The organism is Pseudomonas sp. GW823-FHT02C05 (assembly GCF_058797595.1).
This window is the reverse complement of the sequence record NZ_JBXAJU010000003.1, coordinates 596,694-622,223: the sequence shown is the minus strand read 5'-3', so window position 1 is coordinate 622,223 and position 25,530 is coordinate 596,694. Positions and strand designations below refer to the sequence as shown.

The window sequence follows — 25,530 nt, the reverse complement described above, 5'->3', positions numbered from 1 at the left end:
CCTCCCCCCACCGGATCTACGTGCCCGTGACCACTCGCCTGGTGCCTTACGAACAGCTCGACAGCCACCAGCATGCCCGCTTGCTGGAGCTTGAGGTGCTGCCCGGACAGAAGGCGTTTAGCGGGGACATTCATGGCGCGCTGTACACCCTCGGCAACGCGCCGCGGGGAGCGATCAGGGGCTTTGCCCTGCTCAGCGAGGAGTGGCCGGTGGCCTTCCTGCTGCTCAAGCGCCCGCCCTGCCTACCGGCCTGGGCCGATGCCGACAGCGCCAGCCTGCACGCCCTGCAAGTGGACCGGCGGCACCAGGGCCGGGGCTTCGGCCAGGCCTGCCTGCAAGCGGTGCCTGAGGCCGCCCGCCAGGCCTGGCCCGAACTCAAGGGCCTGACCCTGGCGGTGGACAGCGACAACCAGCCGGCCCTCAGGCTGTACCGCAAGCTGGGCTGGGTGGAAAACGGCGAAGCCTGCAAGGGCCGGATCGGCTATGAACGGCGGATGGCGCTGGCGTTCTGACCCCGGGCCCGCTGCTGCAAACCCGATATCCGTTCTACAGCGACTGCACCATCTCGTGCCAGGCCATGCCGCCGTGGTCCGACTCCGACGCCTTGATGTAGACAAAACCAAAGCGCTGGTACAGCGGTACATGGCGTTCCTTGCACATCAGGTGGATGCGCGCCTTGCCCAGTTCGCGCATGCGCGCGATGAAGGCTTGCAGCAGGTGCCGGGACAGGCCCAGGCCCTGGAAGTCCGGGTGCACCACCACCGACATGATCACCACTTCCGGGCCCGCCGGGTCGTGGCCGATCAGTTCCTTGAAGGCCTCGTCGGCCATCTGCACGTCGAAGGTGGCGCCGGAGTTGATGAAGCCGGCCACCACACCCTGCACTTCGGCAACGATGAAACCTTCGGGCCAGGTGGCGATGCGGGTGGCGATCTTGTCCCGGGTCGCGGCCTCGTCGCCTTCGTAGGCCAGGGTCTCGATGGCAAAGCAGCGGTCCAGGTCGGTGGGCAGGACGGTGCGGATCAGCGGAGTCGAAGCGGTCATGGGCGGCAACCTGGGGTCGGAGAAGGGCCGCCGATTCTACCAACAGTGCAGCCTGCGTATGCATTGCATAGGGATCGAAGGGGCCGCCGTAAAGCTTTCATATAAGCCCTGGCAACGCCTGCGCCAAGGGCTTATCTATCAGCTCCCCGACGTCAGGGTGGCCGGCCCGAGCGGGCCGGAACCGCCCCGTCCTGCCCCCAGGAGCTTTCCCATGAGCAATATCCAGATCGGCCTGCTACTGCTGTTCGGCATTGCCGCCTTCGGCTGTATCACCCTGTACATCGACTTTGTCCACGAACGGCGCCGCGGCGAAAAATCCCTGGGCCGGGATCACAGCCCCACCAGGCGGTAACCCACCTGCAACTCGGTGATCAGATGCTGGGGCTGGGCCGGATCGGCCTCCAGCTTCTGCCGCAGATGGGCCATGTGTACCCGCAGGTAGTGGGCGCGGTCGACGTAGTCCAGGCCCCAGACTTCCAGCAGCAACTGGCGATGGGTCAGCACCCGGCTCTGGCCACGGATCAGCGCGCAGAGCAGGCGGTACTCGATCGGCGTGAGGTGCACAGGCAGCCCTTCGCGGCGCACCTCATGGGTGGCCAGGTCGACCTCGATGGCACCAAAGGCCACCTTGCTGGTAGCGGCCGCCGTACCGCTCTGGCCATGACGGCGCAGTTGCGCGCGAATCCGCGCCAGCAGTTCCGGCACGCCGAACGGCTTGACCAGGTAGTCGTCGGCGCCGGCATCCAGGGCGGCGACTTTCTCGTCCTCCCGATCCCGGGCCGACAGCACCAGGATCGGCACCGCCAGCCAGCCGCGCAGCTCGCTGATCAACTGCTTGCCGTCGCCGTCCGGCAGGCCCAGGTCGACGATCACCAGGTCCGGCTGGCGGCTGGCGGCATGGATCAGGGCGCGCTTGACGCTGTCGGCCTCGAACACCTGGAAACCTTCGTCCTCCAGGGCGATACCGACGAAACGGCGGATATTGGCTTCGTCCTCGACGATCAGGATGCGTGCGCTGCTCATAGGGTTTCCATGGAAGGCGGCTGACCCGCCGGCAAGGTGATGACAAAACTCAGCCCGGCATCGGCATGAGGCTGGGCCTCGATGCGCCCGCCATGGGCCTCGACGATACGTTTGGCCAGGGCCAGGCCCAGGCCGATGCCGGCCACGGCGGATTCCTGCTGACCGCGACTGAAGGCTTCGAACAGGCTGGCCGGGGAACTGCCCTTCGGGCAGCCCGGGCCGCTGTCGCTGACCTGCAGGATGATCTGCTGGTCGACCTGGCGGGCGCTGATCTGCACCAGGGTCCCGGCCGGGGTGTACTTGGCGGCGTTGTCCAGAAGGTTCACCAGCACCCGCTCCAGCAACAGCGCGTCCACTTCCACCAAGGGCAGCTGCGGCGCCATGGCCACTCGCAATTGATGCCCGGCCAGGGGCTCGCGCAGCTGGCGCAGGGCACTGCCGACAATCTCCTCCAGGGAGTTCCACTGGCGATTCAGGCGTACCCCGCGCTCCTGCATGCGCGCCATGTCCAGCAGGTTCTCGATCAGCCGCTGCATGGACGAAGCCTGATCGTGAATCCCTGCCAGCAGGTGCTTGAGCGGGCCCTGCGCAGCGTGGGGCAAGGCGGCGTCGGCGGCGCCGATGATGGTGGTCAAGGGCGTGCGCAGGTCATGGGAAATGGCCGCCAGCAGGGTGTTGCGCATGCGCTCGCCCTCCATCTGCAGCACAGTGCTCTGGGCCACCTCGACGTAATGCACGCGCTCCAGGGCAATCGCCAGCTGGCTCATGCAGGCCTCCAGCAGGCGCTGTTCTTCCGGCTCCTTGAGGCGCTCGGCATCCTCGGCTTCAAGCACCAGCACGCCACGCACCCGCATCGGCGCCTTGAGCGGCAGATAGCAGCCCTTGGCCGCCGCCAGGGTATCGGTGCCGCGCCCGGCCGGTTGGTCGTGGTCATAGGCCCACTGGGCGATGCTCTCGTCAATGGCCAGGGTATTGGCGCTCAGCGCCCGCACCCGGTTCTCGGCATCCGGCAACGCCAGCCCGACCCGGGCCTCGAACACCCCGCTGAAGGTACGCAGGGCCACGGCGCAGATCTGCTCCTCGGTCAACGCCGCCGACAGCTCACGGGCCAGCCCGGCCAGGGAGGTGGCACGGCGCTCGCCCGCGGCCGCGGTACGCGCTTCATGGCGCAGGCGCGCGGTGAGCTGGCCGGTGATCAGGGCAATCCCCAGCATCAGGGCGAAGGTGAAGAAGTACTGGGTGTCGTTGACCGTGAACGACCACACCGGCTGGACGAAGAAGAAATCGAAGCACAGCACCGCCAGCATCGCCGCCCAGACGCCGGGGCCCCGCCCGTAGCGCAGCGCCACCAGGACCACGGTCAGCAGGAACAGCATGACCACGTTGGCCGGGTCGAACACTTTGAGCAGCAGCGCCGCCACCGCGGTGGCGGCAAAGCACGCCAGGCTCGCCCACAGGTAGGCCGGCGCGCGGCTGGGCGGCAGGCCGGCCTCGGGCTTGTCCACTGGCGCAGGGCGCCGGCTCAAGGGCCCATTGGCGATCACGATCTGGTCGATTTCCGGGTGCTGGCGGCTGATGCGGTCGCTCACCGACTGGTGCCAGAACTGCCAGACCTTGCGGGGGTAATGGCCCAGCACCAGGCGATTGGCGTTGTGCTCGCGAGCGCAGGCCACCAGGGCTTCGGCGACATCCATGCCGGGCAAAGTGGCGGTCTCGGCGCCAAACTCGGCGGCCAGGGCCAGGGTCTTCATGGCCGCCGCATAACGGGCGGCGCCGGCGCCACGGCGCTGGGCCGAAGCCACGTGCACCACCATCCAGTCGGCTTCGAGCTTTTGCGCCAGGCGCGCGGCTTCGCGCACCAGGCGCTCGTCCGCCGGGTCGCCGGCGATCCCCACCAGCAAGCGCTCGCGAGCCGGCCACAAGGCATTGATCGAACGCTCGCGGCGATAGTCGCGCATCTGTGCATCGACCCGGTCGGCGGTGCGGCGCAGGGTCAGTTCACGCAGGGCCAGCAGGTTACCCTTGCGAAAGAAATGCCGTGAAGCGCGTTCGGCCTGGGGCCCGAGGTAGACCTTGCCGTCCTTGAGGCGGCGCAGCAGGTCATCCGGCGGCAGGTCGATCACCAGCACTTCGTGGGCTTCGTCGAACAGGTGGTCGGGCACCGTCTCGCGCACCCGGATGCCGATGATCCCGCTGACGATGTCGTTGAGGCTTTCCAGGTGCTGGACGTTGAGGGTGGTCCAAACATCGATGCCGGCCCGCAGCAATTCCTCCACGTCCTGCCAGCGCTTGGGATGGCGCGAGCCGGGCACGTTGCTGTGGGCCAGCTCGTCCACCAGCAGCACCGCCGGGTGCCGCGCCAGGGCGGCATCCAGGTCGAACTCCGGCAAGGCGTAGTCGCGGTGCATCAGGCGGTGGCGCTCCAGCACTTGCAGCCCTTGCAGCAGCTCGGCGGTTTCCCGCCGGCCATGGGTTTCCACCACCCCGGCCACCACGTCGCGGCCCTGGGCCACTTCGTTGCGCGCCGCGGTGAGCATGGCGCAGGTCTTGCCGACTCCGGCGTTGGAACCGAAATAGATCCGCAGTTTGCCCCGTTGGGCCGCTTGCTCGTCCTGCTGCAGTTTTTCCAGCAGCGCATCGGGATCGGGGCGACCGTCGCGGGGCGGCATGTCAGCATCGAGAACAGCCATGTGCATCCTTAAATGGACAAGGCGGCACTCGAAAGAGCGCCGCCTTGCAAGTCCCTGTCAGACCAGGCCGAGGCCGGCCAGCAGCATGTCGATCAGCTTGATCCCGGCGAAGGGTACCAGCACCCCGCCCAGGCCGTAGATCAGCAGGTTGCGGTTGAGCAGCGCCGCGGCGCCAATGGCCCGGTACTTCACCCCCTTGAGCGCCAGGGGGATGAGGAACACGATGATCAGCGCGTTGAAGATCACCGCACTGAGAATCGCCGAGTTCGGGCTGTTCAGGTGCATCACGTTCAGCGCCGCCAGTTGCGGGTAAGTGGCGACGAAGGCGGCCGGTACGATAGCAAAATACTTGGCCACGTCGTTGGCCACGCTGAAAGTGGTCAGGGCACCGCGGGTCATGAGCATCTGCTTGCCCACTTCCACCACTTCGATCAGCTTGGTCGGGTTGCTGTCCAGGTCCACCATGTTGCCGGCTTCCTTGGCCGCCTGGGTGCCGCTGTTCATGGCCACCGCCACGTCGGCCTGGGCCAGGGCCGGGGCGTCGTTGGTACCGTCGCCGGTCATGGCCACCAGCTTGCCCTTGGCCTGGTAGTCGCGGATCAGTTGCAGCTTGTCCTCGGGCCGCGCTTCGGCGAGGAAATCGTCGACCCCGGCTTCCACGGCGATGGCCGCCGCGGTCAGGCGGTTGTCGCCGGTGATCATCACGGTCTTGATGCCCATGCGCCGCAGCTCGGCGAAGCGCTCCTTGATCCCGCCCTTGACCACGTCCTTGAGCTCCACCACGCCCAGGGCCTGGGCGCCTTCACTGACCACCAGCGGCGTACTGCCACGGCGCGAGACTTCATCGACCTTGGCCTGCAAGGCCGGCGGGAAGCTGCCGCCCTGGGCCTCGATATGCCGGCGGATGGCATCGGCCGCGCCCTTGCGGATGCTCCGGCCCTCGGGCAGGTCGACCCCGCTCATGCGGGTCTGGGCGGTGAACTGCACGAAGCTGGCGCCCAGGGCGTGAAGGTCGCGCCCACGGATGTCGAACAGTTGCTTGGCCAGCACCACTATGCTCCGGCCTTCCGGGGTTTCGTCCGCCAGGGAAGCCAGTTGCGCGGCTTGCGCCAGTTCGCTGTCCTTGATCCCCGGCGCCGGCAGGAAGGCGCTGGCCTGGCGGTTGCCCAGGGTGATGGTGCCGGTCTTGTCCAGCAGCAGCACGTCCACGTCCCCCGCCGCTTCCACGGCGCGGCCGGAGGTGGCAATGACATTGGCCGACATCATCCGGCTCATGCCCGCCACACCGATGGCCGAGAGCAGGCCACCGATGGTGGTGGGGATCAGGCACACCAGCAGCGCCACCATCACCGTGGCGCTGATCACACTGCCGGTGCCGCTCATGGCCACGGCGAAGATCGAATACGGGCTCAGGGTCACGATCACCAGCAGGAACAGCAGGGTCAGGCCCACCAGGAGAATGGTCAGGGCCACCTCGTTGGGAGTCTTCTGGCGCTTGGCCGACTCCACCATGGAGATCATGCGGTCCAGGAACGACTCGCCGGGGTTGACGCTGATGCGCACCACCAGCCAGTCCGACAGCACCCGGGTGCCGCCGGTGACCGAGGAGAAATCGCCCCCGGCCTCACGGATCACCGGCGCCGATTCACCGGTGATGGCGCTTTCGTCCACCGTGGCCACGCCTTCGATGACCTCGCCGTCCAGGGGCACCAGGTCGCCGGCCTCGATCAGCACCACCATGTCCTTGCGCAGTTCGCTGGCGGCCATGGGCAACCAGGCGGCGCCATGCCGGGGCTGTTGCAGCAGCTTGGCCAGGGTCTGGCGCTTCATGCCCTTGAGGCTCGCCGCCTGGGCCCGGCTGCGGCCCTCGGCCAGGGCTTCGGCAAAGTTGGCAAACAGCACGGTGAACCACAGCCACAGGGTGATGCTGAGGATAAAGCCGCTGGGGGCCTCACCCTCGCCGCCCAGGGACTGGAACCACAGCAGGGTGGTGAGAAGGCTGCCCAGGTAGACCACGAACATCACCGGGTTCTTCCACTGCGCCTGGGGCAGCAGTTTCTTCACGGCATCCAGGCACGCGGTGAGCACTAGCCCACGGTCGAACAACGCTATACGAGGGTTGCTACTCATGATCGACGTCTCTTACTCACTGGCCGCAACGGGCGAGGAATGCAGGGGCGCTTGGGCATCCAGCGCCAGGTTGAGTTGCAGCACATTGACCCGGGGCTCGCCCAGCAGGCCGAAGGTGCGGCTTTCGCTGTGCGCCTGCAGCAGCATCAGCACGTCCACGGCGGCCATTTGCCGCTGGCGGGCCACCCGGTTCAGTTGCAGCCGGGCGTTGGCCAGGGAGATGTGCGGGTCCAGGCCGGAGGCCGAGGCGGTCACTGCGTCCACTGGCACCGGCATGTCTGCCGCCAGGCCATTGAGCTGGCGATAGGCGCTGACCCGCGCGGCCACGCTGTCCACCAGCTTCTGGCTGGTGGGGCCCAGGTTGCTGGCGCCACTGGCCCCGGCGTTGTAGGGCTGGGGCACACTCTTGCTCGGGTCCAGCGGATCGCTGCCTAGGGTCATGCTCGGGCGGCCCTGGAAATACTCCGGGCGGTCGAACGCCTGGCCGATCAGCGCCGAGCCCACGACCCGGCCATCACGCTGCACCAGACTGCCCTGGGCCTGGAACGGAAACAGCAGGTTGGCCAACCCCGTGGTAACCAGCGGATAGGCCAGCCCGGTGAGCAGCATGAAGAACACCGCCGATACCAGCACCGGGCGCAACAGGCCCTTGAACAGCAGCGCGGTGGCGCCCTGGGTTTGCATTTGCGTAGTCATCACAACCCCTTACTTGTAGGTCTGGCCGGCGAGCAACTGCAGTTGCTCCACCAGCGGGCCGAGCGCGAGGGCCGGCAGGAAAGTCAGGCCACCGACCACCAGCACCACGAACACCACCAGCAACATGAACAGCGGCGTGGCGGTGGGAATGGTGCCGGCACCGGCCGGGATGTTCTTTTTCGCCGCCAGGGAACCGGCCACGGCCAGCATCGGCAGCATGGTGAAGAAGCGCCCCATGAGCATCGCCAGGCCAATGGTGGTGTTGAAGAACGGTGTATTGGCGTTCAGGCCGGCAAACGCCGAACCGTTGTTGGCGGTGCCCGAGGCGTAGGCGTAGAGCACCTCGCTGAAGCCATGGGGGCCCAGATTGTTGAGACTATTGAGAGTGCCCGGCCACAGTGCCGCCAGGGCGGTGAAACCGAGGATGCAGATCGGGTGCGCGAGCACCGAGAGCATCACCAGCTTGATCTCCCGGGCCTCGATCTTCTTGCCGAGGAACTCAGGGCTGCGGCCGATCATCATGCCCACCAGGAACACCGTCAGCAGGGCGTACTGGATCAGGTTGATAAAGCCCACGCCGTCGCCGCCGAACACACAGTTGAGCATCATCTGCGCCAGGGGCACGAAGCCGCCCATGGGGGTCAGCGAGTCGTGCATGGCATTCACCGAACCGGTGGTGGCGCCGGTGGTGGTGGTGACGAACAGCGCGGTGTCGGCAATGCCGAAGCGCAGCTCCTTGCCTTCCATGTTGCCGCCGCTCTGGGTCTCCGACATCTGCTGGTCGGCACCGGCCTGGGTCAGCAGCGGGTTACCGCCCTGCTCCGCGGTGAAGACAATCGCCAGGAAGCCGACGAACATCACCAGGAAAGTGCCGAAGAACACCCAGCCCTGACGCCGACGCAGCAGCATGCTGCCGAAGGCATAGGTCAGGGCCGAAGGGATCAGCAACATGCTGAGGATGTGCAGGACGTTGGTCAGCGGCGTCGGGTTCTCGAACGGGTGGGCCGCGTTCATGCTGAAGAAGCCGCCACCGTTGGTGCCGATGTGCTTGATCGACTCGAAACTGGCCACGGCGCCGACGATCAGTTGCTGCTGGGCGCCTTCCAGGGTGGTGGCCAGGGCCTGGGAGTTGAGGGTCTGGGGCATGCCCTGCCAGACATAGACCAGGGCCATGACCAGGCACAACGGCAGCATCACCCGGTACAGGGTGCGGGTGAAGTCGACCCAGTAGTTGCCGATATCCGCCGAGCTGGAACGGCTCAGGCCGCGAATGAAGCCGGCTGCGGCGACAACACCGGCGGTAGCGCCGACGAACATCAGGAAGGTGATCACTGCCATCTGGCTGAAGTTCGACAGGCTGCTTTCACCTGAGTACGCCTGCCAGTTGGTGTTGGTGATAAAGGACGCGGCGGTGTTGAACGCCAGGTCCGGGGTCTGCGCCGCCAGCCCCAGGGGGTTGAGCGGCGTGCTGCCTTGCAGGCGCAGCAGCAGGTAGCCCAGCAGCATCATCGCCGCGTTGGACAGCAGCAGGGCCGAGCCATAGCGGGCCCAGCCCATGGTTTCAGCCGGGTCGATCCCCAGCAGGCGGTAGGTGGCACGCTCCGGCAAGGCGTGGCCACGGCCGCTGAAGACCCGGGCCAGCCATTGGCCCATCAGCGCGGCCAGCCCGGTCATCAGGCCGAGGATCACCGCGTATTCCAGCACAGTACTCAACATGTCGATGCTCCGTTCAAATCTTGCCCATGGCGACGATGACCAGGGCCGTCAATACAAAGAACCCCAGGGTCAGGCCCACGAAGATCAGGTCGAACATGGCTGGTTTCCTTTCTGGTAGATGCCCGGACGGGCGAATGAAAGTGGGTGGCAGTTGCTGCGTGCGGTCATCAGAATTTCTCGGCACGGATCAGCGCATAACCCAGGTAGGCAAACAGCAGCACGGCGCACAAACCACTGGCGCCGTAGATGAATGGCAGTGTCAGCAAGGCAGCTCTCCCCTTAATGCTCAAAGGCGGTGCCGGGAGCGCAAAGCGCAACCCGGGCACGGCCGGTCAGGACACCCGCGACGGGCGCCGGCAGGGAGTCGGGAACGCCTCGTCCACCGCTCTCCTCTGCGCCACGCAGGTTAGGTGAGGGCGCATCAAGGTCGGGCACTGATTGCCGGGGGCGGCATTAAGACGGCGTAAAGATTGCGGCGGTGCGGGGCGGGAGAATCGGGGACGGGACAGCGCCCCCGAGGGGGTCATTCACTTTTCAGGGGCAGCCAGATTTCCAGTACCCCGGTGCCGGCCTGGGGGTTGAAGTCGGCGCTGTAGCGCTCGAATTCCGGGGCATCGGCGGCCTCTCGACCCGACTGGGGCAGCCAGGTGTTCCAGATGTAGTCGAAGGTCCGGGGCAAGTCCTGCAAGGCGCCGCCATGCTCGAACACCGCATAGTGCTGCGGCTGCACCTCGATCCAGCGATAGCGCTCGGGCAGATCGTCGAGCTTGCTGATCTCGACCCCGGCGATGTACTCGAAGCCGCCCTGGCCGTCGGGGTTGCAGCAGATGCCATAGGTCTTGCGGTCGACCTGCCCCGGCACCTTGCCAATGTGCGGCACAAAGCGCTGCCACAGCAGGCCGATGTCCTGGCGAGTGGCAGGAGTGAATCGTTCGCCGAGGCCGGCGATCAGCAAAAAACGCTCCCTTTCGAAGCGCGGTTCTGGGCCTCTGCCCTGTTCTTGCTCATCCATGAATGCCACTCCTGCCGCAGAAAAGATGGGTTCGGCACGAAGTATAGAAGCCAATAGCCAAGGCCAGGATCAGAGCGCCGGAAGGTCTGCCGCGCCCGTACCAAGGATGAACTCCTGGTAGCCGGATAGAATCACGTACACCGCGAAATAGCAGAAGATCGCCGCAGATGCCAGGTAGGAATAGCGCAACAGCTTGTCCCCCAGCAGCTTGCCGCCCTGGGTCGCGGCCAGGCACAGGCCCAGGGTCCAGACCAGCCCGGCACAGAAAAAGCCGGCCAGGAACAATCCCGAATCGGCAATCCCACCGCCCCCGGATCGGGCAATCAGGGTGCCGCCCACGGCAGCGAACCAGAGGATCGCACTGGGGGACGACATGGCCAGGAAGATCCCGCGAAAAAACTCCCGGCGCGGCGAGCCCTGGTCCGCCTCCCCGGCGGTGGCCAGCACTGCGCTGTGATGGAGGGCGGCGTAGATCATCTTCGCCGCGAAGTACACCAGCAGGGCCGAACCGCCGATCCACAGCACCCAGCGCACGCTTTGGTATTGCAGCAGCACGGTCATCCCGGCCAGGGCCAGCAGCGCATAGATCAGGTCACCGACACAGGTCCCCAGGCCCAGGCAGAAGCCCTGGAAATAACCCCGTTGCATGGCCAGGGTAATCATCGCGATATTGGCCACGCCGATGTCCAGGCACAGCGAAAGGCTCAACAAGAAGCCGCTGGTAAACTCCATCATTCATCCCGTTTGCTGCTGTTGTTCGAAGAGGGGCGAGGTGCGAGGAGCCCGGAAAAGCCGGGCCGGCTGAGGCAGCTCACAGCCCTTGCAGGCAAGAAGCGTGCACGTTATAGCGGCAAATCCTGCCCCCTCGCAAATCCGCACGGGCGCACCAAAAATAATTTTCCGCGCCTCTGGACAAGCCGGCGGCGGCGCCCGTATCGTCTGCCCCGCAGGCCACCGCAGTGGCCAACGTCGCTCGGACGGTTCCGGGCGCTTACGTCTTTTCGAGGCAACAATGGCCGAACAAGGTTCGCCGCGCCGCTTTGCGCGCATCGATCGTCTTCCCCCCTATGTTTTCAATATCACTGCCGAGCTGAAGATGGCTGCGCGTCGGCGCGGCGAAGACATCATCGACTTGAGCATGGGTAACCCCGACGGCCCTACCCCGCCGCATATCGTCGAGAAGCTGGTCACCGTCGCCCAGCGCGAAGACACCCACGGCTACTCCACCTCCAAGGGCATTCCGCGGCTGCGCCGGGCGATTTCCCGCTGGTACAAGGACCGCTACGAGGTCGATATCGACCCGGAAAGCGAAGCCATCGTCACCATCGGATCCAAGGAAGGCCTGGCGCACCTGATGCTGGCCACCCTGGACCAGGGCGACACGGTGCTGGTGCCCAACCCCAGCTACCCGATCCACATCTACGGCGCGGTCATTGCCGGCGCCCAGGTGCGCTCGGTGCCGCTGGTGCCCGGGGTGGATTTCTTCGCCGAGCTGGAGCGGGCCATCCGCGGTTCGATCCCCAAGCCGAAGATGATGATCCTCGGCTTCCCGTCCAACCCCACCGCCCAGTGCGTGGAGCTGGACTTCTTCGAACGGGTGATCGCCCTGGCCAAGCAGTACGACGTGCTGGTGATCCATGACCTGGCCTACGCCGACATCGTCTACGACGGCTGGAAAGCCCCGTCGATCATGCAGGTGCCGGGCGCCAAGGACATCGCGGTGGAGTTCTTCACCCTGTCCAAGAGCTACAACATGGCCGGCTGGCGCATCGGCTTCATGGTGGGCAACCCGGAACTGGTCAGCGCCCTGGCGCGGATCAAGAGCTACCACGACTACGGCACCTTCACCCCGTTGCAGGTGGCGGCGATTGCCGCCCTGGAAGGCGACCAGCAATGCGTGCGCGACATTGCCGAACAGTACCGGCAGCGGCGCAACGTGCTGGTCAAGGGCCTGCACGAACTGGGCTGGATGGTGGAGAACCCCAAGGCCTCGATGTACGTCTGGGCCAAGATTCCCGAGGCCTACGCGCACCTGGGCTCCCTGGAGTTCGCCAAGAAGCTGCTGGCCGAGGCCAAGGTCTGTGTCTCGCCGGGGGTGGGTTTTGGTGAATACGGCGACGATCACGTGCGCTTCGCCCTGATCGAAAACCAGGACCGGATTCGCCAGGCAGTGCGCGGCATCCGCGGCATGTTCCGCGCTGACGGGCTGGCACCGAAAAGCTGAGATGGCTTGAGCCACAAAAAAACCGCAGCGATGCGGTTTTTTTGTGGCCGTGCTATCGGTGTTTCGCGGGCAAGCCCGCTCCTACGGGTGAAGCTCTTAAACCACCAACGACAGCAGCAGGATAAAGATCAGACCCACCACCGAAAGGATGGTTTCCATCGCCGTCCAGGTCTTGAACGTCTCGGCCACGGTCATGTTGAAGTACTGCTTGACCAGCCAGAACCCGGCGTCGTTGACGTGGGACAGGATCAGCGAGCCGGCGCCGGTGGCCAGCACCAGCAGCTCGCGGTTGACCCCGGGGATCATCCCCACCACCGGCACCACGATGCCGGCACCGGTGATGGTGGCCACGGTGGCCGAACCGGTGGCGATACGGATCACCGCCGCCACCAGCCACGCCAGGAGGATCGGCGAGATCTGCGCATTGACCGCCATATGGCCGATCACGTCACCCACGCCGCTGGTCACCAGCATCTGCTTGAAGCCGCCACCGGCACCGATGATCAGGATGATCGCCGCGGTCGGCGCCAGGCTGGCATCCAACAGTTTGAGAATCTGCTTGGAACCGATGCCCTGCTTGTAGCCGAAGGTGTACAGCGACAGCAGCAGCGCCAGCAGCAAGGCGGTGATCGGGTGGCCGATCATGTCCATCCAGATGCGGAAGAAGTGTCCGTCAGGCAGCGCCACGTCGGCGAAGGTCTTGAGCAGCATCAGGAACACCGGCAGCAGCACGGTCACCAGGGTCACGCTGAAGCTGGGCAACTGGGCGGCCTGGGGCTCGCGGGCCAGTTGGTCCACCAGTTCCTGGGACGGATTGCCGGGAATGTACTTGGCAATGAAAGTGCCGTAGATCGGCCCGGCGATGATCGCCGTAGGTAGCGCCACGATCAGCCCATACAGGATGGTCTTGCCGATGTCGGCGCCGAACACGCCGATGGCCAGCAGCGGCCCCGGGTGCGGCGGCACCAGGCCGTGCACCGCCGACAGGCCGGCCAGCAGCGGAATGCCGATCTTGATCAGCGATACCCCGGTACGCCGGGCAACGATGAACACCAGCGGAATCAGGAGCACGAAGCCGATCTCGAAGAACAGCGGGATGCCCACCAGGAAGGCGGCAAACATCATCGCCCACTGCACCCGCTCCTTGCCGAACGAGCGGATCAGGGTCTGGGCGATCTGATCGGCGCCACCGGACTCGGCCATCATCTTGCCGAGCATGGTACCCAGGGCCAGGATGATGCCGACAAAACCGAGCACGCCACCAAAGCCGTCCTGGAACGCCTTGATGATCTTGTCCACCGGCATGCCCGACGTCAGGCCGAGGAAACCCGCGGCGATGATCAGAGCGATGAAGGGGTGCAGCTTGAATCGGGTGATCAACACGATCAGCCCGATGATAGTGACCACTGCATCAACCAGCAGATAGGTCTCTTGGGACATGCCAAACATGGGATTGCCTCCGGTTTGTTGTTTTTATTAAAGCGTTAAAAACAAGGGCCGAGTGGGATAGCGCTACCTTTTTCGAGCCAGCACTTAATGTGAAGGTTCCAGGCCATGCTCCAGCCACCATTGGTTGGCCAGTTCGGCCAGGCGCTGGACGCTCAGGGTGCTGGCATCCAGGGCCAGGGTGAGCGGCTCCCCCACCGGGGATTCGAGAGTGGCGAACTGACTGTCGATCAGGGTCGAAGGCATGAAATGCCCTGGCCGGTGCGCCACACGGTCGGCGGCGACTGCCGGAGTCAGTTCGAGAAAGACAAAGCCCAGGCCGGGCGTGGCGGCGCGCAGGCGCTCGCGGTACTTGCGCTTGAGCGCCGAGCAGGTCAGTACCGGGTGCTGGCCGGCGGCCAGGGCACGACGCAGTTCATCGCACAGGCTGTCGAGCCAGCCGGCACGGTCTTCGTCGTCGAGGGGAATGCCGGCACTCATCTTGGCGATGTTCGCCGCCGGGTGGAAGGTATCGCCTTCAATGGCCATGGCGCCGCTGCGCTGGCACAGGGCCTGACTGACACTGGACTTGCCGCAGCCGGCAACACCCATGATGACCAGGGCGGTGATGGGTTGACTCATGAAACACCTCAGCGCGCAGACAGCGCTACCTTCGCAAATAAAAAATCTAGTACAAAAACAGTGTCTGCCGACGCCTTCTTGTCATTTTTGTGGGTTGCCGCGTATATAGTCCGCCAAACCAAAGAGCGAGGGTCAGGCACACCTCGCTCACGCATTGCAGCTGTTTCAGGACAGCGCTACCTTAGAGACTTGAATTTTGTTTGGCAAGCCGTCTGATGACCACTCATAAAAACGATAAAAACACCCGTACCACGGGCCGTCCCACCCTCAATGAAGTCGCCCGCCTGGCCGGAGTCAGCCCGATTACCGCCTCCCGGGCCCTGCGCGGCGTCAGCAGCGTGGCCACCGAACTGGTGGAAAAGGTGCAGAAGGCCGCGCAGGAACTGAACTACGTGGTCAACTCCGCCGCCCGCGCCCTGGCTTCGGCGCAGAGCCAGTCGGTGGTGGTGCTGGTGCCGTCGCTGTCCAACCTGCTGTTCATCGAAACCCTGGAAGCCATCCACCAGGTACTGCGCCCCAAAGGCTTCGAAGTGCTGATCGGCAACTGCCACTATTCTCGGGACGAAGAAGAAAACCTGCTGCGCAACTACATGACCTACCAGCCCCGGGGGCTGCTGCTGACCGGTTTCGACCGCACCGAAAGCGCCCGACGGATGATCGAGGCGAACAACATTCCCTGCGTCTACATGATGGACCTGGACTCCGGCGCCGGGCTCAACTGCGTGGGCTTCTCGCAATTGAACGCCGGCGAAACGGCGGCCCAGCACCTGATTTCCCGCGGGCGCAAGCACCTGGCCTACGTCGGTGCGCAACTGGACCAGCGCACCCTGCTGCGCGGCGAAGGTTTCCGCCGCGTCCTGCAGCAGGCCGGGCTGTACAACCCCGACCTGGAACTGTTGACCCCACGGCCCTCGTCCGTCGGCCTGGGGGCCGAGCTGTTCCTGCAGCTGATGCAGAGCCAGCCCCAGGTGGACGCGATCTTCTTCGGCAACGACGACCTGGCCCAGGGCGCGCTGCTGGAAGCCATGCGCTGCGGGATCAAGGTGCCCGAGCAGGTGGCGGTGCTGGGCTTCAACGACCTGCCCTCCTCCGAACACATGGTGCCGCGCCTGAGCAGCATCAGCACTCCGCGCGAAGCCATTGGCCGCCGCGCCGCCGAACAGATGCTGACCCTGCTGGCCGGCAACAGCGTGGCCGAGCCGGTGGTGGACATGGGCTTTGAACTGCGGGTTCGGGAAAGCACCTGAAACGCCTCAGGGCCTGACGCTCAGGACACTGAGCAACAGGCCGAAGCCCACCAGCACCGCGCCGAACAACTGATCGATCCGGCGTTTGTAGGCCAGTAGCCGGCCGGCAATCGCCGGTGCCGAGAAAAACAGCGCCACCAGCACGAACCACAGCACGTGGGCCAGGACGATGATCGCGCCGTAGCCGATCTGCACCGGCAAGGCCGTGCCCGGCTGAATCACCTGCATGAACAGACTGAGAACGAAAATCATCGTCTTGGGGTTCAGGGAATTGGTCAGAAAGCCACTGCGCAAGGCGCCCCAGGTCGACATCCGAGCCCCCTCTGCCGGTTCTTCCCCCGGACGTTGCTCAGGGCTGCGCAACAGCTTGATGCCCAGGTAGATCAGGTACAGCGCACCCGCGATCTTCAAGCCGGTAAACCACAGCAGCGACTGCTGCAACAGCACCCCCACCCCCAGCAAGCTGTAGCCGATATGCACCATGACCCCGAGCCCGATGCCCAGGGCCGTGAACACGCCGTGGCGGCGCGAAAGCAGCAGGCTGTTGCGGGTTACCAGGGCAAAGTCGGCCCCGGGGCTGAGTACAGCAAGAATGGTAATGGTGATTACGAGTAACAGTTCGGTCACGTTGAATACGCCTAGGCTATAGAATCAGGCGCTACTGTATTGGGACCATGACCCAGGCCGATAACGATGAAAACTGACATTCCTGGTGATAAAAACTCACAACTCTCGCGACGGCGCCTGCCCCCGCTGAGCGCCTTGCGCTGCTTCGAAGCCGCTGCACGCCTGGAAAGCTTCACCCAGGCCGGCGCCACCCTGCACCTGACCCACGGCGCCATCAGCCGTGCGGTGCGCGCCCTGGAAGAGGACCTCGGCACCCCTCTCTTTGAGCGCCGCAGCCAGCGGGTCTTTCTCACCGCCGCCGGAGCCGAACTGCTGCACAGCGTGACCCAGGCCCTGGACCTGATCGAGAGCACCGCCAGCCGCCTGCGAGCCCCGGCTCCCGCAGCACCGCTGGTGCTGTCCTGCGAGCCGACCCTGCTGATGCGCTGGCTGATTCCGCGCATGCCGGGGTTCTATGCCGAGTACCCGCAAGTGCCGATCCAACTGCTGGCCGGCGGCGGGCCCTTCTCGTTCGGTGCCGGTATCGACCTGGCAATCCGCCGCAACGACTTTGCCTGGAGCCGCGACACCCAGGCCCACTGGCTATTCGACGAAGCCATAGGCCCGGTATGCCGCCCTGAGCGCCAGGCCGACTGGACCCCGGCAACGGCCGGGCTGGCGCAACTGGCGGCGCAGGCCCCGCGCCTGCACAGCGCCACCCGGCCGCACGCCTGGCAACAGTGGCTGCAATTGCAGCAACAGCCGGTTGCCCCGACGCCACCGGAGCAGGTCTTCGAGCACTTCTACTTCAGCCTGCAAGCGGCCGTGGCCGGGCTGGGTCTGGCCATTGCCCCCTGGCAACTGGTGCGTGACGACCTGGAGGGCGGGCTGCTGTGTGCGCCCTTCGGTTTTGTCGCCGATGGCAGCGCTTATTACCTGCTTTCCCCCCAGGCCATAGACTCGGATTCGGCCAGCGGAAAACTGCTGCACTGGCTGCGCCGGCAAGCCCTGGCGTAGGCACTCAGGCAGGCGGGGCCACGGCCCCCAGCGCCGGGTCCTCGCCGCTGAGCAATTGCACCAGGGCCAGGGCCCCCTTCTGCAAAGGCTGGTTCTTCAACCACACCGCGTGCACCGGCAACACCAGGCCGTTGTCGATGTTCTTGAAATGCAACCGTTGCAAGCGCCCCGCCGCCAGCAACGGCTGGATCACCGACAGCGGGAAATTGCCCCAGCCGATCCCCGCCTCCACCATGTGCAGGGCCATGGCCAGGCTGTCGGTGCGCCACAGCGACTCGCCCACCAGGGGCCGGGTATCACTCAGGGGCAGGTCGCGGCTGGCCACCACCACCTGACGGACCTTGATCAGCTCTTCCAGGTACAGCGAACCGTCACTGGCCTGGAACACAGGGTGCCCGGCGCAAATGCAGGCAATCATCCGCTCGCAGCCCAGGTACTGGAAATACTCCAGGGCATTCACGCTCAACCCGGCAAAGGCCACGCCGACGCTGACCCGGCCACTGTGCAAAAGGTGCAGCACGTCATCCTGGGGAGCACTGAGCAGCTCGACTTCCAGCAGCGGATAACGCTCGGCAATCAGCTTGATGGCGGCCAGTACCCGTTGCTTGTCGATGTCATCCACCACCGCGATCGACAGCTTGCTCTCCAGGCCCAGGGACAGCTCGACGGCATGCACCTGCAATTGCTTGAGCTGGTCGGCAATCAGCCGCGCATGGGGCGCCAGGGACAAGGCCAGCGGCGTGGGCAGCGGCTCGCGGTGGCTGCGATCGAACAGCGCATACCCCAACTCCGCCTCGAGGTTGGCGATGCCCATGCTCACGGCCGAAGGCACCTTGCCCAAAGAACGCGCCGCCGCAGAAAAGGAGCCGCGATCGAGCACGGCGAGAAACAACTGGATGCTGTCGCTGGAGAAGTTCATGAGAAACAACCTATCAGGAAAACTGAAAGCTTCCGACTTTTTCTGTCACCTTGATTGAAGCTATCTTCCGCGCCCTGCGCCACCCTCAGGCTGGCCATTCCCATTCAAAATCGAGGAACCCGCATGCAAGGCGTGAAACGCAAACTGGTCTATGTCTCTTTATTCGAAGTGTTCGGCATGACCTTCTCGGCCCTGGGCCTGGCCCTGCTGTCCGGCACCTCGCCCAGCAGCACCGGACCGCTGGCGGTGGTCATCACCAGCATCGCGGTGACCTGGAACTTCATCTACACCACCCTGTTCGAGCGCTGGGAAAGCCGCCAGCCATCGCGCACCCGTACGGTCAAGCGGCGCATTGCCCATGCCGTGGGTTTCCAGTTGACCCTGATCGTGTTCCTGATCCCGCTGATCGCCTGGTGGATGGCGATCAGCCTGGTGCAGGCCTTTCTCCTGGACCTGGCGCTGATCCTGTTCATCCCCTGCTACACCTTTGCCTTCAACTGGCTGTTCGACCGGGTTTTCGGCTTGCCGGCCTCGGCCCTCCCCGATCCGGCCTGAGATACCCGTATCGGCAAATTGATCGTCGCCGAGACGACGCCACGCTGTTAGATTCCCATGGCCATCCAGTACCACGAACAAGGAAGCGTCATGGGAAACCGCTGCAGAATTCTCGGTAAAGCCTCGTCCATCAATGTCAGGAAAGTCTTGTGGACCTGTGAGGAGCTTGGGCTTTCCTACCAGCAGGAAGACTGGGGTAGTGGCTTTCAGTCCACCCATACCCCCGAGTTTCTCGCCCTCAACCCCAATGCCCAGGTACCGGTGCTGATCGACGACGCCGGGGTCCTGTGGGAATCCAACAGCATCTGCCGCTACCTGGCCAACCTGCACCCCGGCAGCGGCCTGCTGCCCACGGCCCCGCGCGCCCGTGCCCTGGTTGAACAGTGGATGGACTGGCAGGCCACCGAGCTGAACCCGTCCTGGAGCTATGCCTTCATGGGCCTGGTGCGCCAGCATGCGGATTACCAGGACAGCCAGCGCATCGGCGCCAGCCTGCTGGCCTGGAATGCCAAGATGCAAATCCTCGAACGCCAGCTCGAGCGCTCGGGCGCCTATGTTCTGGGCGAGGATTTCAGCCTTGCGGATATCGTTCTTGGCCTCTCGGTGAATCGCTGGAAGATGACCCCCATGGAGCACCCGGCCTACCCCGCCGTGGCCGCCTACTACGAACGCCTCAGCCTGCACCCGGGCTTCATGCTGCACGGGCGCAATGGCATCGCCTGAGCTGGCCATCCCTCCTCTGGCCCATCGGAGATTCGAAATGAACGGACTTAACGTACTACTGACCGGCGCTTGCGGCAGGATCGGCAAGGTGTTTTTTCAGGGCTCCCAAGAGCGCCACCGCTTCACCCTCACCGACCGGGTAGAGCCGGACTTCGAAATCCCCGCGCCACACCGCTTCGTGCGCCTGGACCTCGACGACCCGCAAGCCATCGGCCGCCTGCTCCCGGGGATCGACGTCATCGTGCACCTGGCCGGCATTCCCCATGCCAGCGCCAGCTTCGACGAGTTGCTGCCGAACAACATCCTCGCCACCACCTACCTGTTCGAGGCCGCGGTACAGGCCGGTTGCCGGCGCCTGGTATTTGCCAGCAGCGCCCAGACCATCGAGGGCTACCCGGTGGACCGGCAGATCACTCCGGGCATGCCGGTGATGCCAGCCAACCTGTATGGCGTGAGCAAGTGCTACGGCGAGGCGCTATGCGCCTTCTATGCCGCCAAGCGCGGGCTGTCCTGCATTGCCCTGCGCATTGGTGCGTTCGAAGACCCGAAACACCACGAACTGACCACCACCCGCGACCTGAGCGCCTGGCTCAGCCCACGGGATGCAGTGCAGTTGTTGCAACGGGCAGTGGAAACCCCGGGGGTACAACTGCTGATCGGCCACGGCATTTCCAACAATCGCTTCAAGCGCCTGGACCTCAGCGAAACCACCCGGGTGCTGGGCTACGAACCGGTGGACGATGCCTTCCAGGAAAATTTCGGCATTCCCATCACCTACTGAGCCACCACGGGGCACCCGCCGTCACGCGCGGGTGCCCGGCATTGCGCTATAAATCCGGCAGATGTAACGAAATACGACAATAAATCAGCGCATCCTCCGGTTTACGCACGTGGATTCACAATCCTTGGTTTCCGTTAGCAGGCTAAGATTTCCGCTCTGTGTCCTGTGGAATTCCCTGCATGCCCGCCTCTGCCCCGCTCACCAGCGACCTCGACCCTCAACGCGCCGCCGGCATCAGCGCGCGCATCGACCGCCTGCCTGCCGTGGCCACGATCTGGCGCCTGGTGGCGCTGCTGTCCATTGGCGGTTTTTTCGAGCTGTACGACCTGTTCCAGACCGCCTACATCAGCCCGGGGCTGATCCGCGACGGGATCTTCGCCAGCGGCAACCAGGGGGTGTTCGGTTTTTCCGACCAGGCGGCCTTCGCCTCGGCGACCTTTCTCGGCCTGTTCCTCGGCGCCAGCCTGCTGAGCCCGATAGCCGACCGCTTCGGACGCCGGGCGATCTTCACCTTCGCCCTGATCTGGTACACCCTGGCCACGGTGCTGATGGGGCTGCAGAGCACGGCGCTGGGGATCATCTGCATGCGATTCCTGGTGGGCATCGGCCTGGGCATCGAACTGGTGACCATCGACGCCTACCTCAGCGAACTGGTGCCCAAGCGCATGCGCAGCTCGGCCTTTGCCTTTGCCTTTTTCGTGCAGTTCCTGTCGGTGCCGGCAGTGGCGCTGATGTCCTGGTGGCTGGTGCCCCAGGCGCCCTGGGGGATCTCCGGCTGGCGCTGGGTGGTGCTGGCCAGCGCGGTGTTCGCCCTGTTCATCTGGTGGTTGCGCTCACGCTTGCCGGAGTCGCCACGCTGGCTCGCCCAGCACGGGCGCTTCGACGAAGCCGACCGGATCCTGCAAGGCCTCGAGACCCGCTGCGCCCGGGACTACGCCAAGCCGCTGGATGAGCCCGAACCCCAGGCCGTGGATATCCAGGGCCGTGGGCGCTTCGCCGATATCTGGCAACCGCCCTACCGCCGCCGGGCCCTGATGCTGATCGTGTTTCACGTGTTCCAGGCCATCGGCTTCTTCGGTTTCGGCAACTGGCTGCCGGCGCTGCTGTCGGGCCAGGGCGTGAGCGTCACCCACAGCCTGCTGTACGCCTTCATCATCACCCTGGCCTATCCCCTCGGGCCGCTGCTGTTCGTGCGTTTCGCCAACCGCTTCGAGAACAAGTGGCAGATCGTCGGCTCGGCCCTGGGCGCCATGACCTTCGGCACCTTGTTCGCCCTGCAGAGCAGCGCCCTGGGGCTGATTGTCTGCGGGGTGATGATCACCTTCTGCAATGCCTGGCTGAGCTTCAGCTACCACTCCTACCAGAGCGAATTGTTCCCCACCAACATTCGCGCCCGGGCGGTGGGCTTCTGTTACTCGTTCAGCCGTTTGTCGACGGTGTTCAGCAGTTTGCTGGTGGGCTTTTTCCTCGAGCATTTCGGCACGCCCGGGGTCCTGGCCTTTATCGTCAGCAGCATGCTGATCGTGATCCTGACCATCGGCCGCTTCGGGCCGCGCACCCGCAACCTGGCCCTGGAAGACATTGCCCACGCATGAAGACGGCGCCGGCAGCGGTTGCCTGAAAGCGGCAAGACTTGTCCGCTTGCTGGCAGCCACGACCGGCGTCTTGAGCCAAGCCCTTGATATACAAGGGCGTATCAATCGGCATGGAACTTGCTAAAACCTCAGCCTAGTTCTCTTACACAGGTTCCCGATCATGTTGGTCAACGCCCAGAAATCCGTTTCGGTGCAGCCCACCTCGCGCACCGATATGGACCCGACTACCGCAGCCGCCAGCGCGCTGTACAGCGGCATGCTGCAACAGGCCCAGAACTCCGTGACCTATCCGGCGTCCCAGTCCTCCAGCCAGCAGGCCAACAGCGTGGACGACAACGTCAACGCCGCCTTCGCCAAGACCCGCGTGCTGCTCCAGGCCACGCCACCGACCGCCAGCGCCGCGCAGGCTACCAGCGCGACGGAAACCGGCGCGCTGAGCGAGTTCAAGGACTACATGAGCAAGACCCCGGAACAGCGCCTGCGCGACAGCATCCTCAAGGACATGGGGCTGACCGAGGAAGACCTGAAGAACCTGCCGCCAGAGCGCCAGCTGGCGATCAACCAGGAAATTGCCCAGCGCCTGCAGGACAAGATGCAACTGGCCAAGGAAGAGAAAGACGCCAAGGACAGCGCCAAACCGGTGGACGAGAAGTTCCTCGCCACGCTGTAACCCCGCTGGACGCGCAAGGGTTCCCCATGGGAACCCTTTTTTGTGCCCGGCGAAAACCGGCTACTGCAACTGCAGGGTCGAGTTGAACTGGCTGATGGCATCCACCACGTACCGCGAGCCCTGCTGGATCTCCAGGATCACCTCCCCTGCCTCATTCGCCAGTTCGACCCCGAGCCCGGTGCGGCTCAGGCTCGACTGCATGCTGGTCACCGCGCTCGTCGACAGGTCGTGGTTCTTGCGCACCACCTCGACGATTTCCACCGTCGCCTGGCTGGTGCGCGCCGCCAGGCTGCGCACCTCGTCCGCGACCACGGCGAAACCGCGCCCGTGCTCACCGGCACGGGCGGCCTCGATGGCCGCGTTGAGGGCCAGCAGGTTGGTCTGGTCGGCGATACCGCGGATGGTCTGGACGATGCTGCCGATGATGTCCGACTGCTTGCTCACCGCATCGATGCTGTGGGCCGCTTCATTGAGGTCATGGGAAATCTGCTGAATGATTTCCACGGTTTGCTGCACCACCTCCGAGCCCTTCTGCGCACAGGCGTCGTTCTGCACCGAGGTGCTGTGGGCGGACTCGGCGGCGGAGCGCAAGGTGGTCATCTGATCGGTGATGTCGCTGGCGATCTTCACCACCTTGTACAGGCGGCCCTTGGTATCGAACAGCGGGTTGTAGGAGGCTTCGAGAAACACCGTCTGCCCATACTTGTTTTCCCGCTCGAAACGATGGGAGTGAAACTCGCCACGGTTCAACGAAGCCCAGAATTGCTTGTACTCCGGGGATTCAGCCTCGGAACGGTGGCAGAACATGCTGTGATGCTGGCCAACGATTTCATTCAGGGTGTACTGCATGGTCTTCAGGAAGTTGTCGTTGGCGGTGATGATCCTGCCGTCCGGGCTGAACTCGATGTTGGCCATGGAACGGCCGATAGCGTTCAGCAGGCTCTGGTTCTCATGTTCGACATGGATGCGTTCGGAGATGTCCGACGCCACCTTGATCACACTGCGCACCTGACGATCGGCATCGAACACCGGCATGTAGCTGGCTTCGAGCCAGATCTCCCGGCCACGCTTGTCCAGGCGCAGAAAAGTCCCGCTGACCGGTTCGCCACGCCCCAGGTCGCGCCACAGCTTGCTGTACTCCTCGCTGCGATAGAACTCTTCCTCACAGAAAATCCGGTGATGCTTGCCACGTATGTCTTCTGCGGAGTAGCCCATGACCTGGCAGAAGTTTTCATTGGCATCCAGCACGATGCCATCGGGCGAGAACTCGATCATCGCCATGGAACGACTGATCGCCGCCAACTTGGCGTTGGCCTCGCTCAGCGCACAGTTGAATCGTTCGATTTCCAGCAGGTCAGCCTTGTGATGTAGGTTAAACATGGTTGTATCACCTTCAACGCTGTCTTTTGATTGACGGAAGTTTCTAGTCTTTCAACTGATCCACCACAACGATCTATAAAACAGGGCAAGCGCCTCCCTCCATATGAGAGAGGAAGTGTCAGGTGATAAATGATGTTTAATCGGAGAGTCCATGTTGCAACGCTCTTATCAAGCCATCCTTTACTTGATGCCCCATTTCCGGGCCTGACCTAACAAAGTTAAGAAACTCCATCTAAATCGACACTCCTGATACTGCGGTGCCTCTAACTGCGCACTCTCGCCTTTATTCATGAATTCAATACTGCGCCCTGGATGAAGGTCGCACGCATACCGGTTACATCGGCGCAGGCCGCTCGGGACGGATACTCATAGGCCAACAGATACGAATTTTCACAATTGAGCATAGACAGCCGCAGTCTCTATGCAAGGCCACTAGTCAGTCTGTTTTCACAACTTTCGAGGTATTGAAGTGCATTCGCGACAAGTAACAAACAAGACATAAACAGAGCCTGTGGCAAAGCCCGGGAAGCTCCCGCACTAAAACTCTTCGAGGGTCGACAGAAACGCCTGGACCAGCACACTCGACTCCCGCCCCGGCGCCGCTACCAGGGCGAACTCCCGCTCCACTCCTGTGCTCAGCTCCAGCACCCGCAACCCTTCGCGCTGCACCGGTAACGTACTCTGTGGCACCAGAGTCACTCCCAGCCGCTCGCGCACCAGGCTGAAGGCACTGTTCCATTCCCGCACCTCCACCCGGACGTCGGCCAGGGGGATCCCGGCCTCGGCGGCCAGGCTGCGGGCATTCACCGAACAGCCCCCGGTGGCCAGGACAAAGGGCTGCGCCAGCAAGGTTTCAAGGTCGATGGTCGAGGCCTGCCAGGGGTGATCTTCAGGTAGCACCGCGACCCACGAATCACGCCCCAGCAACCAAGAGCGGCGCTCGGGGGCCGGGTTGAGCACGACCCCAAGGTCCACCAGTTGCGCCTCTAGCAGCGTTTCGACCTCATCATCACTGACCTCCAGCTGCACCACCTCGATGCCCGGATACAGCTGCTTGAAACGCCGCAGCAACGGCGGCAGGAAAGTCGCCAGGACCATGGGAAAGCCCGCCAGTCGCACACTGCCTTGAGGAATGCCCCGCGCCGCGTCCACCTGCCGGCGGACCTCGGCCAGGGCCTCGAGCATCACCCGCGCCTGGGCCAGCACCTGCAAACCGATCGCCGTGGGCAGCGCCTGGCGGCTCTCGCGGATAAACAGCTGCACCCCGAGCATGTCCTCCATCTGGGCCAGGGCCTGGCTGGCCCCGGACTGGGTCATGCCCACCTGCTCGGCGGCCCGGGTGATGGTGGCGCACTCGGCAATCGCCACCAGCAGGCGCCAGTGCATCAGGTTCATCATGGCAGTAGCTGTCCTTATGGCAGTGTTCTGAAAGATT

At 64.4% G+C, this 25,530-nt stretch carries 25 protein-coding genes and 2 pseudogenes; 10 read left to right on the top strand and 17 right to left on the bottom strand.

Annotated elements, in window-relative coordinates; all coding sequences use genetic code 11:
- Window positions 1–26 precede the first annotated feature (26 nt).
- On the top strand, window positions 27–512 hold the full coding sequence (locus tag AC1RGE_RS19215; protein WP_019093588.1) for a GNAT family N-acetyltransferase: 486 nt from the start codon (window positions 27–29) through the stop codon (window positions 510–512).
- 34 nt (window positions 513–546) lie between these two features.
- Here AC1RGE_RS19215 and AC1RGE_RS19210 read toward each other — a convergent pair whose 3' ends face one another.
- A complete protein-coding gene (locus AC1RGE_RS19210) occupies window positions 547–1,044 on the bottom strand; it encodes a GNAT family N-acetyltransferase (RefSeq protein ID WP_011062822.1) in 498 nt (165 codons plus the stop codon).
- Window positions 1,045–1,255: 211 nt separating this feature from the next.
- Here AC1RGE_RS19210 and AC1RGE_RS19205 point away from each other — a divergent pair, with 211 nt between their 5' ends.
- Window positions 1,256–1,396: a hypothetical protein gene (locus tag AC1RGE_RS19205; RefSeq protein WP_015636715.1), complete on the top strand. Its 141-nt coding sequence runs from the start codon at window positions 1,256–1,258 to the stop codon at window positions 1,394–1,396.
- On the opposite strand, the gene AC1RGE_RS19200 is transcribed toward AC1RGE_RS19205, so the two are convergent.
- The 9 genes from AC1RGE_RS19200 to AC1RGE_RS19160 form a co-directional block, all read right to left on the bottom strand.
- Window positions 1,375–2,067 carry a response regulator gene (locus AC1RGE_RS19200; protein ID WP_011062823.1) on the bottom strand — a complete coding sequence of 231 codons (693 nt, stop codon included), beginning with the start codon at window positions 2,065–2,067 and terminating at the stop codon, window positions 1,375–1,377. The genes AC1RGE_RS19205 and AC1RGE_RS19200 overlap by 22 nt on opposite strands.
- Window positions 2,064–4,736, bottom strand: coding sequence for a DUF4118 domain-containing protein (locus tag AC1RGE_RS19195; protein WP_019093585.1), 2,673 nt, complete (start codon window positions 4,734–4,736; stop codon window positions 2,064–2,066). Before AC1RGE_RS19195 ends, AC1RGE_RS19200 begins: the two co-directional genes overlap by 4 nt.
- Before the next feature lie 78 nt (window positions 4,737–4,814).
- Window positions 4,815–6,887, bottom strand: coding sequence for a potassium-transporting ATPase subunit KdpB (kdpB, locus tag AC1RGE_RS19190; protein ID WP_011062825.1), 2,073 nt, complete (start codon window positions 6,885–6,887; stop codon window positions 4,815–4,817).
- A gap of 12 nt (window positions 6,888–6,899) precedes the next feature.
- Entirely contained in the window at window positions 6,900–7,583 is a 684-nt protein-coding gene (gene kdpC / locus AC1RGE_RS19185; RefSeq protein WP_015636717.1) for a potassium-transporting ATPase subunit KdpC, read from the bottom strand.
- A 9-nt stretch (window positions 7,584–7,592) separates the two neighbouring features.
- Window positions 7,593–9,299, bottom strand: a complete 1,707-nt coding sequence (gene kdpA, locus AC1RGE_RS19180) for a potassium-transporting ATPase subunit KdpA (protein WP_065365386.1) — start codon at window positions 9,297–9,299, stop codon at window positions 7,593–7,595.
- Between the two features lie 13 nt (window positions 9,300–9,312).
- Window positions 9,313–9,483, bottom strand: coding sequence for a hypothetical protein (locus AC1RGE_RS19175; protein WP_011062828.1), 171 nt, complete (start codon window positions 9,481–9,483; stop codon window positions 9,313–9,315).
- A complete protein-coding gene (gene kdpF, locus AC1RGE_RS19170) occupies window positions 9,467–9,565 on the bottom strand; it encodes a K(+)-transporting ATPase subunit F (RefSeq protein WP_019093583.1) in 99 nt (32 codons plus the stop codon). The genes AC1RGE_RS19175 and kdpF overlap by 17 nt, the downstream gene beginning before the upstream one ends.
- 257 nt (window positions 9,566–9,822) lie before the next feature.
- The gene (locus tag AC1RGE_RS19165) at window positions 9,823–10,311 is read right to left on the bottom strand and encodes a GyrI-like domain-containing protein (RefSeq protein WP_011062830.1); all 489 of its coding nucleotides are present in this window, start codon (window positions 10,309–10,311) and stop codon (window positions 9,823–9,825) included.
- Window positions 10,312–10,380: 69 nt separating this feature from the next.
- Window positions 10,381–11,043, bottom strand: coding sequence for a LysE family translocator (locus AC1RGE_RS19160; protein ID WP_011062831.1), 663 nt, complete (start codon window positions 11,041–11,043; stop codon window positions 10,381–10,383).
- A 280-nt stretch (window positions 11,044–11,323) separates the two neighbouring features.
- Here AC1RGE_RS19160 and alaC point away from each other — a divergent pair, with 280 nt between their 5' ends.
- Window positions 11,324–12,535 (top strand): alanine transaminase, encoded by a 1,212-nt coding sequence (alaC, locus tag AC1RGE_RS19155; protein ID WP_011062832.1) that lies wholly within the window; start codon window positions 11,324–11,326, stop codon window positions 12,533–12,535.
- Window positions 12,536–12,631: 96 nt separating this feature from the next.
- Here the strand turns inward: alaC and AC1RGE_RS19150 are convergent, their stop codons facing one another.
- A complete protein-coding gene (locus tag AC1RGE_RS19150) occupies window positions 12,632–13,984 on the bottom strand; it encodes a GntP family permease (RefSeq protein ID WP_011062833.1) in 1,353 nt (450 codons plus the stop codon).
- A gap of 84 nt (window positions 13,985–14,068) precedes the next feature.
- A complete protein-coding gene (locus AC1RGE_RS19145) occupies window positions 14,069–14,602 on the bottom strand; it encodes a gluconokinase (RefSeq protein WP_011062834.1) in 534 nt (177 codons plus the stop codon).
- Between the two features lie 215 nt (window positions 14,603–14,817).
- On the opposite strand from AC1RGE_RS19145, the gene gntR reads away from it, so the two are divergent.
- Window positions 14,818–15,849: an HTH-type transcriptional regulator GntR gene (gene gntR, locus AC1RGE_RS19140; protein WP_492584846.1), complete on the top strand. Its 1,032-nt coding sequence runs from the start codon at window positions 14,818–14,820 to the stop codon at window positions 15,847–15,849.
- 6 nt (window positions 15,850–15,855) lie between these two features.
- Here the strand turns inward: gntR and AC1RGE_RS19135 are convergent, their stop codons facing one another.
- Window positions 15,856–16,476 (bottom strand): LysE family transporter, encoded by a 621-nt coding sequence (locus AC1RGE_RS19135; RefSeq protein ID WP_492584844.1) that lies wholly within the window; start codon window positions 16,474–16,476, stop codon window positions 15,856–15,858.
- Between the two features lie 66 nt (window positions 16,477–16,542).
- Between AC1RGE_RS19135 and AC1RGE_RS19130 the strand changes: the two genes are divergently transcribed.
- A complete protein-coding gene (locus AC1RGE_RS19130) occupies window positions 16,543–17,472 on the top strand; it encodes a LysR family transcriptional regulator (RefSeq protein WP_492584843.1) in 930 nt (309 codons plus the stop codon).
- A gap of 4 nt (window positions 17,473–17,476) precedes the next feature.
- Here the strand turns inward: AC1RGE_RS19130 and AC1RGE_RS19125 are convergent, their stop codons facing one another.
- Window positions 17,477–18,391: a LysR family transcriptional regulator gene (locus AC1RGE_RS19125; RefSeq protein ID WP_011062838.1), complete on the bottom strand. Its 915-nt coding sequence runs from the start codon at window positions 18,389–18,391 to the stop codon at window positions 17,477–17,479.
- Between the two features lie 123 nt (window positions 18,392–18,514).
- Here AC1RGE_RS19125 and AC1RGE_RS19120 point away from each other — a divergent pair, with 123 nt between their 5' ends.
- From AC1RGE_RS19120 to AC1RGE_RS19100, 5 genes are all read left to right on the top strand, one after another.
- A complete protein-coding gene (locus AC1RGE_RS19120; RefSeq protein WP_015636721.1) occupies window positions 18,515–18,946 on the top strand; it encodes a PACE efflux transporter in 432 nt (143 codons plus the stop codon).
- 90 nt (window positions 18,947–19,036) lie between these two features.
- On the top strand, window positions 19,037–19,669 hold the full coding sequence (locus tag AC1RGE_RS19115; protein WP_492584841.1) for a glutathione S-transferase family protein: 633 nt from the start codon (window positions 19,037–19,039) through the stop codon (window positions 19,667–19,669).
- A 37-nt stretch (window positions 19,670–19,706) separates the two neighbouring features.
- Complete coding sequence (locus tag AC1RGE_RS19110) at window positions 19,707–20,450, top strand: NAD-dependent epimerase/dehydratase family protein (protein ID WP_011062841.1); 744 nt, start codon at window positions 19,707–19,709, stop codon at window positions 20,448–20,450.
- A 179-nt stretch (window positions 20,451–20,629) separates the two neighbouring features.
- The gene (locus AC1RGE_RS19105) at window positions 20,630–22,045 is read left to right on the top strand and encodes an MFS transporter (RefSeq protein WP_019093580.1); all 1,416 of its coding nucleotides are present in this window, start codon (window positions 20,630–20,632) and stop codon (window positions 22,043–22,045) included.
- 160 nt (window positions 22,046–22,205) lie between these two features.
- Entirely contained in the window at window positions 22,206–22,715 is a 510-nt protein-coding gene (locus AC1RGE_RS19100) for a hypothetical protein (RefSeq protein ID WP_019096099.1), read from the top strand.
- A gap of 60 nt (window positions 22,716–22,775) precedes the next feature.
- Here the strand turns inward: AC1RGE_RS19100 and AC1RGE_RS19095 are convergent.
- The 3 genes and pseudogenes from AC1RGE_RS19095 to AC1RGE_RS19085 form a co-directional block, all read right to left on the bottom strand.
- Window positions 22,776–23,195: pseudogene (locus tag AC1RGE_RS19095) on the bottom strand (methyl-accepting chemotaxis protein); the annotation flags it as partial.
- 126 nt (window positions 23,196–23,321) lie between these two features.
- Window positions 23,322–24,095, bottom strand: a pseudogene (locus AC1RGE_RS19090) (PAS domain-containing protein); the annotation flags it as partial.
- Between the two features lie 537 nt (window positions 24,096–24,632).
- Window positions 24,633–25,493 carry a LysR family transcriptional regulator gene (locus AC1RGE_RS19085; protein WP_492584839.1) on the bottom strand — a complete coding sequence of 287 codons (861 nt, stop codon included), beginning with the start codon at window positions 25,491–25,493 and terminating at the stop codon, window positions 24,633–24,635.
- Between the last annotated feature and the right edge of the window lie 37 nt (window positions 25,494–25,530).

Coding starts and splice junctions, on each gene's coding strand:
- AC1RGE_RS19145 (WP_011062834.1), bottom strand. CDS start 14,602: ATGAGTCAACCCATCACCGCCCTGGTCATCATGGGTGTTGCCGGCTGC.
- alaC (WP_011062832.1), top strand. CDS start 11,324: ATGGCCGAACAAGGTTCGCCGCGCCGCTTTGCGCGCATCGATCGTCTT.
- AC1RGE_RS19195 (WP_019093585.1), bottom strand. CDS start 4,736: ATGCCGCCCCGCGACGGTCGCCCCGATCCCGATGCGCTGCTGGAAAAA.
- AC1RGE_RS19105 (WP_019093580.1), top strand. CDS start 20,630: ATGCCCGCCTCTGCCCCGCTCACCAGCGACCTCGACCCTCAACGCGCC.
- AC1RGE_RS19205 (WP_015636715.1), top strand. CDS start 1,256: ATGAGCAATATCCAGATCGGCCTGCTACTGCTGTTCGGCATTGCCGCC.
- AC1RGE_RS19125 (WP_011062838.1), bottom strand. CDS start 18,391: ATGAACTTCTCCAGCGACAGCATCCAGTTGTTTCTCGCCGTGCTCGAT.
- AC1RGE_RS19150 (WP_011062833.1), bottom strand. CDS start 13,984: ATGTTTGGCATGTCCCAAGAGACCTATCTGCTGGTTGATGCAGTGGTC.
- kdpA (WP_065365386.1), bottom strand. CDS start 9,299: ATGTTGAGTACTGTGCTGGAATACGCGGTGATCCTCGGCCTGATGACC.
- AC1RGE_RS19165 (WP_011062830.1), bottom strand. CDS start 10,311: ATGGATGAGCAAGAACAGGGCAGAGGCCCAGAACCGCGCTTCGAAAGG.
- AC1RGE_RS19160 (WP_011062831.1), bottom strand. CDS start 11,043: ATGGAGTTTACCAGCGGCTTCTTGTTGAGCCTTTCGCTGTGCCTGGAC.
- AC1RGE_RS19115 (WP_492584841.1), top strand. CDS start 19,037: ATGGGAAACCGCTGCAGAATTCTCGGTAAAGCCTCGTCCATCAATGTC.
- AC1RGE_RS19085 (WP_492584839.1), bottom strand. CDS start 25,493: ATGATGAACCTGATGCACTGGCGCCTGCTGGTGGCGATTGCCGAGTGC.
- kdpB (WP_011062825.1), bottom strand. CDS start 6,887: ATGAGTAGCAACCCTCGTATAGCGTTGTTCGACCGTGGGCTAGTGCTC.
- AC1RGE_RS19210 (WP_011062822.1), bottom strand. CDS start 1,044: ATGACCGCTTCGACTCCGCTGATCCGCACCGTCCTGCCCACCGACCTG.
- AC1RGE_RS19100 (WP_019096099.1), top strand. CDS start 22,206: ATGTTGGTCAACGCCCAGAAATCCGTTTCGGTGCAGCCCACCTCGCGC.
- AC1RGE_RS19130 (WP_492584843.1), top strand. CDS start 16,543: ATGAAAACTGACATTCCTGGTGATAAAAACTCACAACTCTCGCGACGG.
- AC1RGE_RS19110 (WP_011062841.1), top strand. CDS start 19,707: ATGAACGGACTTAACGTACTACTGACCGGCGCTTGCGGCAGGATCGGC.
- kdpC (WP_015636717.1), bottom strand. CDS start 7,583: ATGACTACGCAAATGCAAACCCAGGGCGCCACCGCGCTGCTGTTCAAG.
- AC1RGE_RS19200 (WP_011062823.1), bottom strand. CDS start 2,067: ATGAGCAGCGCACGCATCCTGATCGTCGAGGACGAAGCCAATATCCGC.
- gntR (WP_492584846.1), top strand. CDS start 14,818: ATGACCACTCATAAAAACGATAAAAACACCCGTACCACGGGCCGTCCC.
- AC1RGE_RS19120 (WP_015636721.1), top strand. CDS start 18,515: ATGCAAGGCGTGAAACGCAAACTGGTCTATGTCTCTTTATTCGAAGTG.